The organism is Nostoc sp., from assembly GCF_036918015.1.
Lineage (GTDB): Bacteria > Cyanobacteriota > Cyanobacteriia > Cyanobacteriales > Nostocaceae > Nostoc.
The window spans coordinates 40,477-53,218 of record NZ_JBALEO010000015.1 but is presented as its reverse complement, the minus strand read 5'-3'; the positions used below and the strand labels follow the sequence as shown (position 1 = coordinate 53,218).

The 12,742-nt window shown below is 43.0% G+C and carries 11 protein-coding genes and 1 pseudogene; 6 read left to right on the top strand and 6 right to left on the bottom strand.

Annotated features, from left to right (window positions below):
* Nucleotides 1–87 precede the first annotated feature (87 nt).
* The 3 genes and pseudogenes from V7K61_RS04250 to V7K61_RS04240 form a co-directional block, all read right to left on the bottom strand.
* Nucleotides 88–312, bottom strand: a pseudogene (locus V7K61_RS04250) (DUF2834 domain-containing protein); the annotation flags it as partial.
* A 122-nt stretch (nt 313–434) separates the two neighbouring features.
* A complete protein-coding gene (gene hrcA / locus V7K61_RS04245; protein WP_335051217.1) occupies nt 435–1,559 on the bottom strand; it encodes a heat-inducible transcriptional repressor HrcA in 1,125 nt (374 codons plus the stop codon).
* A 466-nt stretch (nt 1,560–2,025) separates the two neighbouring features.
* Entirely contained in the window at nt 2,026–2,358 is a 333-nt protein-coding gene (locus tag V7K61_RS04240) for a rhodanese-like domain-containing protein (protein WP_335051215.1), read from the bottom strand.
* A 159-nt stretch (nt 2,359–2,517) separates the two neighbouring features.
* Between V7K61_RS04240 and V7K61_RS04235 the strand changes: the two genes are divergently transcribed.
* From V7K61_RS04235 to cysE, 3 genes are all read left to right on the top strand, one after another.
* A complete protein-coding gene (locus V7K61_RS04235; RefSeq protein ID WP_335051213.1) occupies nt 2,518–4,179 on the top strand; it encodes a DUF3352 domain-containing protein in 1,662 nt (553 codons plus the stop codon).
* A 323-nt stretch (nt 4,180–4,502) separates the two neighbouring features.
* Complete coding sequence (locus V7K61_RS04230; RefSeq protein WP_335051211.1) at nt 4,503–4,994, top strand: hypothetical protein; 492 nt, start codon at nt 4,503–4,505, stop codon at nt 4,992–4,994.
* 187 nt (nt 4,995–5,181) lie between these two features.
* Nucleotides 5,182–5,943: a serine O-acetyltransferase gene (cysE, locus tag V7K61_RS04225; protein WP_335051209.1), complete on the top strand. Its 762-nt coding sequence runs from the start codon at nt 5,182–5,184 to the stop codon at nt 5,941–5,943.
* A gap of 113 nt (nt 5,944–6,056) precedes the next feature.
* On the opposite strand, the gene V7K61_RS04220 is transcribed toward cysE, so the two are convergent.
* Entirely contained in the window at nt 6,057–6,641 is a 585-nt protein-coding gene (locus V7K61_RS04220) for an Npun_F5749 family FMN-dependent PPOX-type flavoprotein (protein ID WP_335051207.1), read from the bottom strand.
* Nucleotides 6,642–6,849: 208 nt separating this feature from the next.
* Between V7K61_RS04220 and V7K61_RS04215 the strand changes: the two genes are divergently transcribed.
* The 3 genes from V7K61_RS04215 to V7K61_RS04205 are packed head-to-tail and all read left to right on the top strand — an operon-like array spanning nt 6,850 to nt 11,299.
* Nucleotides 6,850–7,176 carry a hypothetical protein gene (locus tag V7K61_RS04215; protein ID WP_335051205.1) on the top strand — a complete coding sequence of 109 codons (327 nt, stop codon included), beginning with the start codon at nt 6,850–6,852 and terminating at the stop codon, nt 7,174–7,176.
* Nucleotides 7,177–10,953, top strand: coding sequence for a tetratricopeptide repeat protein (locus V7K61_RS04210; RefSeq protein ID WP_335051203.1), 3,777 nt, complete (start codon nt 7,177–7,179; stop codon nt 10,951–10,953). It begins immediately after the preceding gene.
* The gene (locus tag V7K61_RS04205) at nt 10,886–11,299 is read left to right on the top strand and encodes a tetratricopeptide repeat protein (RefSeq protein WP_335051201.1); all 414 of its coding nucleotides are present in this window, start codon (nt 10,886–10,888) and stop codon (nt 11,297–11,299) included. Before V7K61_RS04210 ends, V7K61_RS04205 begins: the two co-directional genes overlap by 68 nt.
* Before the next feature lie 693 nt (nt 11,300–11,992).
* Here V7K61_RS04205 and V7K61_RS04200 read toward each other — a convergent pair.
* A complete protein-coding gene (locus tag V7K61_RS04200; protein ID WP_335051199.1) occupies nt 11,993–12,415 on the bottom strand; it encodes a type II toxin-antitoxin system VapC family toxin in 423 nt (140 codons plus the stop codon).
* Nucleotides 12,412–12,690 (bottom strand): DUF2281 domain-containing protein, encoded by a 279-nt coding sequence (locus tag V7K61_RS04195; RefSeq protein WP_335051197.1) that lies wholly within the window; start codon nt 12,688–12,690, stop codon nt 12,412–12,414. The genes V7K61_RS04200 and V7K61_RS04195 overlap by 4 nt, the downstream gene beginning before the upstream one ends.
* Nucleotides 12,691–12,742: the final 52 nt, after the last annotated feature.

Genomic DNA, 12,742 nt, shown 5'->3' with positions numbered 1-12,742 from the left:
TCAGCCTTTATTGACAGTAATCTGCTGTCGGGCTGGATTAGTTATTTGCGGACTGGATACCGTGATTTACTAATCAACGAATCGCACTATTTTTTGTCCTCTACCATCAATAAAGACTACTGCGCTGTAAATAAGAGGCCAGATACCCATAAGGTTGAATAGTGCTATGACTAACGGGTTAATATCTTGCCACTGGCCAATAGAAAGGTTTTTAATTAACTCGAATGTACCGGGTTGATCGGGAGGCGCGAGGAAAAAAGCATAGACCACAAATCCTAGCCACAGCAAGCCAAAGGCAATTTTTCTAACCATGAAAGATTTTGGTAGTATTAATTATTGATTTTGCCGCTATAAATTGGGCTATCTGCCTGCTATTATATTGTCTATTCGTTTACACCCTTAGTAGTTTATCCCTAAATATCACCTGATATGATTTAAGGATTGAAATAACTGAAAGCTTCTGAGAGGTAATCAGCAGCAGATGCTACTACTGCGATCGCACTTTCATAATCTAGGCGCGTTGGCCCCAAAACTCCCACACTTCCTACGGGTATCGAACCTCGGCGATAGTTAGAAGAAATCAAGGTGCAGGTGCGTATCGGTTCTAATGGATTTTCTGCGCCAATGCGAACCGTTACCTTTGGTTTTCCACCATCCTCTGGTTCTGGTTCTTCAAATATTAATCGCCACAGTTGGTCTTGTTCTTCTTCCAGCAGGTGGATAATTGTTTGTACTTGCTGTAACTGGGAAAATTCTGGCTGGCGCAAAACTTCTGACACACCCCGAACCATAATTTGGGTTGCAGTCGGCGCGAGAGTGCGACGAGTCAATTCGGCAACTGAGTTTTTCAAAAATTCCCCGTAGCGTTGGAATTCTTGATCTAGTTCGCTCCAGTTGAGGTTGCCTAATTCCAACAGACTTCGCCCCCGCAAGTGGGTATTCAAAAAGTTAGAAACAATCTGTAACTCGCGATCGATTACCTCTGAATCCCGCTGGGTTTCTTCTGGTGTTGGCGACAAATCCATCAATTTGGAATGTGTCTCGTAACCATCAGTCACCACAATCAACATGATCCGCCCAGCTTCAATTTGCACTAATTGCAGATGTCGCAATAACGCTGTAGTCGTTTGCGGCATTGTGATCAAGCTAATGCAACCACTCAAGGTTGCTAAAATCTGCGCGGCTCCTTGCAGCAAGGTTTCTAAACTGCGATCTTCCCACTGGAGATGCTTTTGCAGTGCTACCTCTACTTCTCGCCCTAAAGTTTCAGCACCACTTCCCTGCGGAACGCTGCGCGAACGCAGAGAAGGTGTAATTAGCTGGTCAACATAAATGCGATAGCCTGAATCTGAAGGTACACGTCCAGCAGAAGCGTGTGGTTGGTAGAGTAATCCAGACTTTTCTAAAACGCCCATCACATTGCGAATTGTCGCCGAGCTTACACCCAGATCGTACTCCTCAACCAAAGCCTTTGAACCAACTGGCTCTGCCGTAGCAATATAGTGACGTACCGTTGCCCAAAGTATATGCTGTTGTCGATTTGTTAACTGAACTTCCATTATGGTATGTTTTGCTGAAGGCAAATTTTAATCAAACTCTGAAGAAATTTTTGGATTTAATCGAAAACAGAGAATATTAATAATTTATTAAGGTATCAAATTATATAACTATATTATGATAAGTATTTTTAAAGTTTGTGTACAAAGCATTTTTTAAGAGTAGGGTTAGAATAGTAGCTCAATTTTTTTGCAAAAGCTGCTAGTTATAATGTACCCTTGTGATGCTTTTTCCTAACCGTACTTTTGCATAAATTTGTGATTGCAACAGTATTGTTAGATACGTATTTCTTGCAGGGGGCACTACCGAATTGTAATTTAGGGCAATCCAACATTTTTGTGCAGATGTACTTGATGCCCAAATTTCAAACTTTCCGGCAAGCCTCTAAACTGATGTACTTCTATCTTTAGCATAGCAAAAGTCAGATGGAAGAGTAAGTTCCATCTGAATGACGTATCCGAGCAGAAGCTAATACTGGGGAATTAAAGGGTCTACTAATTGGGAATAGGCATCAATACCACCCGAAATATTTTGCACATTTGTAAAACCTTGAGCAATCAACCATTGGCACATTTGGGCAGAGCGGATGCCGTGGTGGCATAGCACAAGGGTTTCAGCTTGGGGATTGAAGAGGGTAGGTACTTGATCTCCCCATTCGGTAAATTGACTTAAAGGTAGGTTGACAAAGCCCTCAATGCTAGCGATCGCCAATTCTCCTGGTTCACGCACATCTACTAGCTGAATACTTGCATCACTAGAAGAAAGACGTTGCGCCAGTTCTTCTACACTAATTTGATTCATGAGTTCCCTGTCATGAGGTTTTTGTAAACAGTCCTAATACTATTTATGGTGACAGAAAATTTCTGCCTTGACATCAGCATCCATTCTCAAGTGGGTTGATTAATTCTGCTAGGCTTTCTGCTTAAATGGCTGTAAACCGTCTTTTTTAATAGGTTTAATGTGAATAGGCAACGTTCATTTATCGGTTTTATCGTCGCTGGGGCGATCGCCCTGCTAGTAATTGCGATCGCAGGCTTTTACTGGTTTTTCGCTAAAAGTCCGGCTAACCTCATTGGTTCTAGCTCTGGGCCTGGTGCAGCCATATTTGTGTCGAAACTTTCTCCTGCAATGGTTTCATTATTGACGAATCCTGACCGTTTGCAGGCGTTGGAGCGCGAAGAGGAACTATCTAAACTCAAAACCAGTTTATTCGCCAAGAGTGGCATAGATTACAAACAAGACATTCAACCCTGGTTAGGGGACGAAATTACATTAGCGATCGCTACCTTAGATATCGATCGCGATCCAGAAAACGGACAACAGCCAGGGTATTTGTTAGCACTAGCAACCAAGCAACCGGAGAAAAGCCGCGAGTTTGTCGAATTGTTGTTTTCTAAACGAGCGTTAGCCGGAGCAACCTTAGCTGTTGAACAATATAAAGGTGTAAAACTGATTTCTGACAATTCTCAACCAGAACAAGATTTGCTTGCTGGTGCTGTTGTCGGTGAAGGCTTCGTCTTATTTGCCAACGATCCGAAAGTACTACGAGATGCTATCAATAACGTCCAAGCGCCCGATTTGAATTTAACTAGCTCCCCCGAATACCAAAAAGCTACCAAAGAACGGCTCAAAGGGGGATTAGCTGTAGCTTTCTTGAATCTTCCCATCGTGGCAAAATGGCAAGGCTTAGAGTTACCAGAACAACTTTATAACAGCCAAATTATATCCTTGGTGTTAAATTCCAAAGGATTACTGGCAGAAACCACCTTTTTGACTTCATCGGAAATTGTCCCTCCATCTGCACCGTTATCTAAACCTGTGGGAGCATTGCAATATGTTCCAGCATCCGCAGGTTTAGCAATTTCTGGCTCAAATTTGAGTAATTTGGGTGATAGCGATCTAGCCAAACTCTGGAAACAAGCCACAGCTACCATATATGGTTCTGGGGAAGATGTGGTTTCGCGGTTAGCAAAACCTTTGGCAGATGTTCAAAAACGCTGGGGTATAAACTTACCAGAGGATATTTTTAGCTGGGTACAAGGAGAATATGCCATAGCATTGTTACCTGCGAAAGACCAAACAATCCCTCATTGGATTTTTGTGGCAGAAAAATCCGAGAGTGTAGAAAAAGGCGTTGCTCGATTAGATGCGATCGCCTCATCCAATGGACTCAGTATTAATCCCTTAACTATAGACAAGCAAAAAATCTTCGCTTGGACAGAGTTAACTACGGCTACAAAAAAAAGTGATGTTAAAGAAGGATCATCTTTCAGCATTGAAACAAAAGTACAGGGATTGCATACAACTTTAGGAAATTACGAAATTTTCACCTCTGACTTAGAAACGATGGATGAAATCCTTACAATCAAGGATAATTCCTTAATTGACAATCCCAATTTCAAAGATAGTATCGCGGCAATTCCCTTACCAAACCAAGGTTATGTATATCTTGACTGGACAAAGAGTCAGAATTTGTTAGAGCGTCAAGTACCTGTTCTCAAACTAGTGGAAGTCTTAGCGAAACCGTTTTTTAATAATCTGCGATCGCTCACAGTCAGTAGTTATGGAACTGACACGCGATCGCTTAAAGGAGGCGTTTTCTTCAAACTCAATAATTCGTGAGATTTTCATAGAAGCTCAGGTGCAGAAGGTAAAGGTAAAAGAATTCTTTACCTTTACCTTCTGTACTTTCTTGCCTCATCACATTTACGTAGGTTTTATGTAATATTTGCTAGTTAATAGTTTGAGTGCCAAAATTCCTCACTCGGATGCGATTTAATGCTGCTGTCGAGATCCAGAAAGAACCTAGCAATTAGCTGTCCACTTTCCAAAACATTAACTGTGGCACATTTGAATGTGGCACAACCAACTGAAATTTCACTGGAATTTTTTCACTAGAATATGTATATATCATCACTAATTTAAAAGCCTGTTGGAGGGCTACTATGAAATACTGTTGCCCCCGACTTCAGTTTCGCGGCAGTTGGCTGTTGGCTATACTTACCACCATCACAGCTACCCCTGCAATAGCACAGACAGCAAACTTTGGCAGTTTCAATTTATCAACAAACTTTGATTCAGCACAAGGAACAGTGCAAGGGTTTACAGGTGGTTCTTACTCATTGTCTGCCATAAGTAACCGCGATCGCGATCAAAAAGCCTGCATTGGCTTTGCCGATCCCAATCCAGATCACATTATGGTTTTGGAAAAAGACTTTTCCCAGCTAACAATCCAAGTCGATAGCAACAACAACGACACCACTTTAATCATTCAAGGCCCAGATAAAACAACAATTCGTTGCGGCGATGACACTGGCAAAAGTAAAGATGCTAGCGTTAGCGATCGCAACTGGAAAAGGGGCACGTATCGGATTTGGGTAGGTACATTTAACCCTGGAGTTAAGCGTGATTATACTCTGAAAGTGGAGCAACAGTGAATTGGGCATGGGGAAGATGAACCAAGCAATGCCCAATGCCCCATTCCCACTTGCCCTGAGCGTACCCCTACGGGGAAGCAAGCTACGCGTAGCGTCTCGCAGAGAAGGGATGCCCAATTTTTAGGTGTAACACCTGAGAGGATAATATGGGAGAGTAGCTTGTTGTGCTTTCCGAGGGTGCTATCTCGTGCTATCTATACTGCGTGCTGACTTTCGTATCATATTTGAACGTGACCCAGCTGCCCGTAACTGGTTGGAAGTTTTATTTTGTTACCCTGGTTTGCAAGCCCTGTTATTCCATAGGCTGGCTCACTGGCTGTATAGTGTTGGTCTTCCCTTTATTCCCCGCCTGATTTCTCACTTGGCTCGGTTTTTGACTGGAATTGAAATTCACCCTGGTGCAACAATTGGGCAAAGTGTGTTTATTGACCACGGGATGGGTGTAGTAATTGGTGAAACTGCGATCGTGGGAGACTATGCTCTAATTTATCAAGGTGTCACCCTTGGAGGTACTGGTAAAGAATGTGGTAAGCGCCATCCTACTGTGGGTGAAAATGTCGTAGTCGGAGCTGGAGCGAAGGTACTGGGCAATATCCAAATTGGCAATAATGTCCGTATTGGTGCTGGTTCTGTTGTTTTAAGAGATGTGCCTTCAGACTGTACTGTGGTAGGTGTGCCTGGGCGCATTATGTATCGTTCTGGAGTTCGGGTTTCACCTCTTGAACACAATAACTTACCAGATTCAGAAGCTCAAGTAATTCGTGCGTTAGTAGACCGCATTGAAGCGTTGGAAGAACAAATACAAACTCTTCAGCGCAATTCTTCAGAGAAAACTCCTGTTTTAGTGGGTTGTTTAGCAGCGAAAGAGGATGAGCTAATCCACGATACTCGCTGGTGCAACCTCAAGGATAAGACTATCCAGGAATTTCTAGATGGTGCTGGCATTTAAAAAGTGAGAAGTTAAGAGTGAGGAGTGAGGAATAAAAATTATAAATGCAGGTTTGCAGTTTCCAACTCCTAACTCCTGTAGAGACGCAATTAATCGCGTCTCTATTCCAATATTTAAGGATTAATCGCTTGGCTAGACCACTCTTGCCGATCGTTACGGTGGTAAAGACATCGATTTTGTGGTTCGCCACGTAATTCTAAGTGATCAACCTGCACTGGATCGAGTAGCAGTAGACAAAAATTAGGCACTGGCTGCACGGGTTCGGGTGCTGGTGGTGCAAAAGCTTCTGGGTTTTCAACTCTGAGTTTTCCAGGATGCGGCCAACCAAACTGTAAACGCGCCGCATCACTTAATTCTTGCCACATGGCAATCCGTGCTGGCTGTAAATCCTGGTCAGAATCATCACCGCTTACCAGAGTCAAACAGCCAGTGATGCGAAATTGTTCTCGTGTATTGGGGAAGTACCAGCAAACTTCTGCCCAAGGTTGTTGCTGTATCTGATCGACTTTGGCGCTACGGTTATCGGTGATAAATTTTAGCTGGTTTGTATTTTCCAGGAAACCGCGAAAGACTAGGGTACGATTGGCGGGGCGACCATTCGCTTGTAGCGTTGCTAGTTGCAGGTAACGGGCATAAACAAGGCTGCGATTGCGATGGAGTGCATGAGCGATCGCACCTCGCCAAGGAGCAAGAGACATATTAATTCGTAATTCGTAATTCGTAATTCGTAATTTTTGAAAGTCAGATTTAATCTGGGTTTTCAGATTTGGGTCTGTTGCCTTATTTTAGACAATTGGTACAACACTAAGTAAATAATTTTGCAATCTTCTCTGTGTCTGTAGGTGAAGCTTATCGCCAATTCAACGCATAATATACAGAATCTTGTATAAATTCGTAGGTGATTTAATGGCAGGAATTCAAGTTGGAATTGAAGGGGAAGGCGCACCAGCAGCAGCCGAAGCTTTGCTAGAAATTCCTGGAATATCGGGAAGCTATGAAGTTCCGACGCAAAAAGAGGGAACTTTGGCGGCGATCGCTACTATTATCGGTATTGTGGGTGGTGTTGCGGCTTTAGCTGAACAAATTCGCAAGTGGTATCAAGAATGGCAGAAATCCCATCCAGGTAAGCAATTTGATGTGGTAATTCTTGACCCTGATACTGGAAACAGGATTTTACTCGAAGAAGCTACTATAGAGGAAATCACGGAAATCCTCAAATCTATCAGCAAATAAGTGCAAACTATCCGCATTCAACTTCGGGAATGTACGCAGGAAACAGTTGAACTCAGGTATTGGCTGCCTCAAATAAAGCACTATGAATCACGTCGCCTGAAATTAGCAGAAATCGCTGATTTCCTCAAGCAAGGTGAACGAGATTACTATAAACTGCTGCCCAATCTACCAGGAATCGGGCAGCAGTTATTTTTTTGGTTGGATGGGGATGGACGCTGGTTGAGTCGGGGAATTGCTAACTGTCGTGGTGAGGGGTTGGTAATTGCTATTGATACCGAGCAAAAACTGGCACATCTACCTTGGGAAGTGCTGCATGATGGTGAGGATTTTTTGGTGAAGCGGGTTAATCCAGTGGTGTTACCTCTGCGCTGGATTGAGAAAGAAACGGAAGGGTTTTCTGTGGAAGCACGACAATTGCGAGTATTGTTTATGGCAACCGACCCGGAAGATGTGGAACCAAAGTTAGAGTTTGAACAGGAAGAGGCGAGAATTCTGGCAGATACGCAAGATTTTGCTGTAGATTTGCGGGTGGAAGAAAGCGGTTGCGTTAGCGAGTTGGGTAAGGTGTGGAGTCGCTATTTTAATGACTTTGATGTGTTTCACCTCACAGGACACGCCTCAATTACTCCTGCTGAAGCGGAAAAGAACCCCACCCCCAACCCCTCCCCGCAAGCGAGGAGGAGAGATTTAGAGCCGAATACGCCTTATTTTGTTACGGAGACGGAAATCGGGGAACGCCACGAAACCACAGCCGCAGAACTGGCGGAAGTCTTTCGGTTTCGCTTTCCTAAGTTGGTGTTTTTGTCTGGGTGTCGGACTGGACAAGCACCAGATAAAGGGGCTGTCCCTTCAATGGCTGAGGCGCTAATTGCACAAGGGGCTAGGGCGGTTTTAAGTTGGGGGCGGCCTGTGGAAGATCGGACAGCTACAGCCGCCGCCGCGCACCTCTACGGGAAATTGGCGGCTGGATATGAATTAGCTGAAGCACTCGCTAGCACTTACCAGCAGTTGTTTAAACAGAATGTGCGTGACTGGCATTTGTTGCGGTTATATGTCCAGGGAGAATGTCCCGGTGCGTTAGTGGATGTGTTGGGAGATGTGCCACCCTCTGCGCCGGAACCTGCTTATCAACAGTTTTTAGATCCCGATACCCAACTGGTGCGGGTGGCGAAACCCTCTGAGTTTGTTGGCAGACGGCGGACTTTGCAACGTTGTCTCAAAGCTATTCGCACTTCATTAGGGGTACTAATTCACGGACTGGGGGGTGTGGGTAAGAGTACTGTGACGGCGCGACTTCTGGAAAGGATGGTTGGCTATCACAGGCTGGTGAACTTTCGGCAACTGGATGAGGACAAACTGCTCAAAACCCTTGCTGAACAATGTACCTCGGAACGGGGGCATGAAATTCTCAATGGCAAGTTACCGTTGATGCAGCGCCTCACCAAGTTTTTCACTGAAGGACTGAATACCAAAGAACAGCGCTTTGCCTTTGTGCTGGATGACTTTGAGGCTAATTTGGATTTACGAAATGGGGTTTATGTCTTGCAACCACAAGTTGTGGATGTACTGCTGGCGTTGCTGAAGGCGATGCAAAATTCCCAACTTCCCCACAAGGTAATTATTACCTGTCGCTACAATTTCACATTGTCGGAACTGAATCATCGTCTGTACCGCGAACCTCTGGGGGCTTTGGGTGGGGCAGATTTAATTAAAAAGTATAATCGTCTGGATTCGTTTAATGGCAGTTGGCAATTTCAGCCAGAATTGCCCGAACGTGCCAAACAAGCAGCTGATGGAAATCCTCGGCTGTTGGAATGGTTAGATAAGATTTTGCAAAATTCCCCGAAGTCGCCAGAAGCCGAGAGGGGAGTTGAGATGATTCTGCAAAAGATGGCAGATAAGGAAAAGGAATTTCGTGAGGATATTTTGGCTGAAGAATTGCTGAAGCAGCAAACTCCAGCTTTGCGTCTTATGCTGGGGAAGTTGTTGGTGTATGAGTTACCTGTTCCTCAAGCTGCGATTTCCCCGATTTGTGAGGATATCTCAAGTTGGGAAAGTCATATTCAACGCGCTGAAATTTTGGGTTTGTTGGAAGTTACCCTCACCAACAACACTGAGAGGTTGTATCGTGTTCCCCGGATTTTGTCACCGTTGCTTGAGTTTCCAGAAAACCCCAAGGGTGAAGAGTTGTATAAACAAGCTGCACAAATTTTGTATCGTCTGTGGTGGGAGGCGGGAACTGCTACGGAAGCACAAAGTTTAGAAATTCATCGCTTGGCTTTGTTGGGGAAGGATGAAGGAATTGCGGGGAAAATAGCTAGTTCATTGGCGATATACTTGCGGGATCAAAGTCGATTTCGGGAAGCAATACATTTGTGCAAATCAACCTTAAAAATTACTAAAAATCATAGTGTTATCAGAGAAATTGCTTATTGTGAACACCAAATGGGTGAGGTTGAGCAAGCATTAAACTATTACCAACAAGCTTTAAATCTTTGTCCCGCAGAAGACGAACAAGAATTAGCATCAATTTATCATTGTTTAGGGATACTGAAAGCCAATAAAGGGGAAGTAGAAGAAGCGTTCGGACTTTTCTATCAGTCTTTGGAAATAACTGAACGCATTGGATATGTCCAAGGCAAAGCATCGACGTTGCAATGTCTGGCAAATATCTACGCCAACAAAGGGGAAATGGAACAAGCGCTCGGACTTTTCAATCAGTCTTTGGAAATCAATGAACACATTGGAAATGTCAAAGGCAAAGCAGCAACATTGCATAATCTCGCAGATATCTACGCCAACAAAGGGGAAGTGGATGAAGCGATCGCACTTTTAAATAAGTCTTTGGAAATAAATGAACGCATTGGAAATGTCCAAGGCAAAGCGGCAACGTTGCACAATCTCGCAGGTATTTACGCTAACAAAGGGGAAGTAGAGCAAGCGATTGCACTTTTCAATCAATCTTTGGAAATAGAAGAACGCATTGGAAATGTCCAAGGCAAAGCGGCAGCGTTGCACAATCTCGCAGGTATTCACTCTAACAAAGGGGAAGTAGAGCAAGCGATTGCACTTTACAATCAGTCTTTGGAAATAAAAGAACGCATTGGTGATGTCCAAGGCAAAGCAATGACGTTGCACCAACTCGCAGCTATCTACGTCAACAAAGGGGAAGTTGATAAAGCGATCGCACTCTACAATCAGTCTTTGGAAATAAAAGAACGCATTGGTGATATCCAAGGTAAAGCGTCGACGTTGCACAATCTGGCAGGTATCTATGCCGACAAAGGGGAATTGGAGGAAGCGATCGCACTTTACAATCAGTCTTTGGAAATAAACGAACGCATTGGTAATGTCCAAACGAAAGCGGCGACGTTGCACCAACTGGCAAGTATCTACGCCAACCAAGGGGAAATAGAGCAAGCGATTGCATTTTTCAATCAGTCTTTGGAAATAAAAGAACACATTGGTAATGTCCAAGGCAAAGCGGCGACATTGCACTATCTAGGATATATCTACGCCAACAAAGGGGATATGGATGAAGCGATCGCACTTTTCAATCAGTCTTTGGAAATAAGTGAACGTATTGGGGATGTCCAAACCAAAGCGGCGACGTTGCACTGGCTGGGACGTATCTACGCCAATAAAGGGGATATGGATGAAGCGATCGCACTTTTCAATCAGTCTTTGGAAATAGAAGAACGCATTGGTGATGTCCAAGGCAAAGCGGCGACGTTGCAATGTCTGGAATATCTACGCCAACAAAGGGGATGTGGATGAAGCGATCGCACTCTACAATCAAGTCCTTGAAATTGATGAACGGATTGAAGATGTCGAAACCAAAGCGGCGACGTTGCACCAACTGGGATATATCTACGCCGACAAAGGGGAAGTGGAAAAAGCGATCGCACTTTTCAATCAGTCTTTGGAAATAACTCAACGCATTGGAGATATCCTAACTCAAGCAAATACTCTGGCGTGGTTAGCACATTTGGCAGAACAGCAGGGTGAATACACTAAAGCGATATCCTATTTGCAACCAGCTTTAGAGATTTTGCAGCGATTGCAGTCACCACACGCTGAAAGTGTGAGTGCAAGCCTTGATAGGGTAATGCGTAATTCGTAATTCGTAATTCGTAATTCGTAATTACAGGACGGAAAGATTTTTTGTCTCACGCAAAGGCGCAAAAAAGAACGCGAGAGTGTTTTCTAAATAAATGAAAATTGCTGTAATGAGTCTTTAATACTCGTGGACGAGTCTTTTATACTCGCGCGAGAGTCTTTTATACTCGTGGACGAGTCTTTTATACTCGCGCGAGAGTCTTTGATACTCGCGGACGAGTCTTTTATACTCGTGAATGAGTCTTTAATACTCGTGGACGAGCCTTTGATACTCGTGAATGAGTCTTTGATACTCGCGGACGAGTCTTTGATACTCGTGAATGAGTCTTTGAACTCCGTTAATGAACCTCGGAGCTTCGTTAATGAAGCTCAGAGCTTTGTTGATAAACCTCGGAGCTTCATTTGTGAACCTCGCAATGTTGTTCGGTTAAGGCAAAAGACGCGATAAATCGCCGTCTCTACAATAATCATTCCTTTGTAGAGACGGCGATTTATCGCGTCTTCGTGATTATGGGATTTATTTCATTAATAGATTTTGATAGCAATTCAAGTGAGAGAATCAGGATCTATGCCGAGCGATGTCTACGACGGGCTACGCCTACGCACTTTTCAATCAGTCTTTGGAAATAACTGAACGCATTGGTGATGTCCAAACCAAAGCAATACGCATAACAAATTGAATAAACAATGCGGTATCTTAATTAATGAACCAATTTTCTATGTTTATACCATCAAAATCTTGAAAATCTGCTACATTATTCGTTACTAAAATCAAGTTATTTGTAACTGCAATACTCGCAATTTGCCCATCAATAAATCCAGGATTTTTACCAATTTTTGATAATCTAGCTCTTTCCTGAGCATGATATTGTGCAGATTTTAGATCGTAATCAAATAAAGGGATTTCTGCTAAAATTACGTTGCTGATATAATCTTCTATATCTTGACGTTTTTTAGAAATAGGAAGACGTAAACAACCATATAACATTTCATGGATAACTAGGATAGCTGTGGCTGTTTCTTGTCTATATAATCTTAGCTTTTCCATTACTTTCTCGTTGGGATAAGGTCGTTTAGCCTCCGACAAAATATTAGTATCTAGTAAATAATTTAGACTCATAAATTAACTTCTCTTCCTGGTGACTTATCCCTTATATTTTCAAAAGTGTCATCATCAATACTTTCTAAATCAACTCTTTGTCTAAAGTCTTGTAAAGCTGACCAAAAATCAGTAACGTCTTTACTTTCTCTTAAACTTTTTTGATGTTCAAATATAGAAAATGGTTTTTTAACTGATAATTTATATTGGAGAAATTGAATAAAATCTAAAACTTCTTGCTGTTTATCTGGTGGTAATTCTCGGAATGTTTGTAGAACTGTTTGTTCAATAGTCATAGTTTTACCTCTGCTAGATGAGATATGATTACATTATAAGAAAATTGCTGTA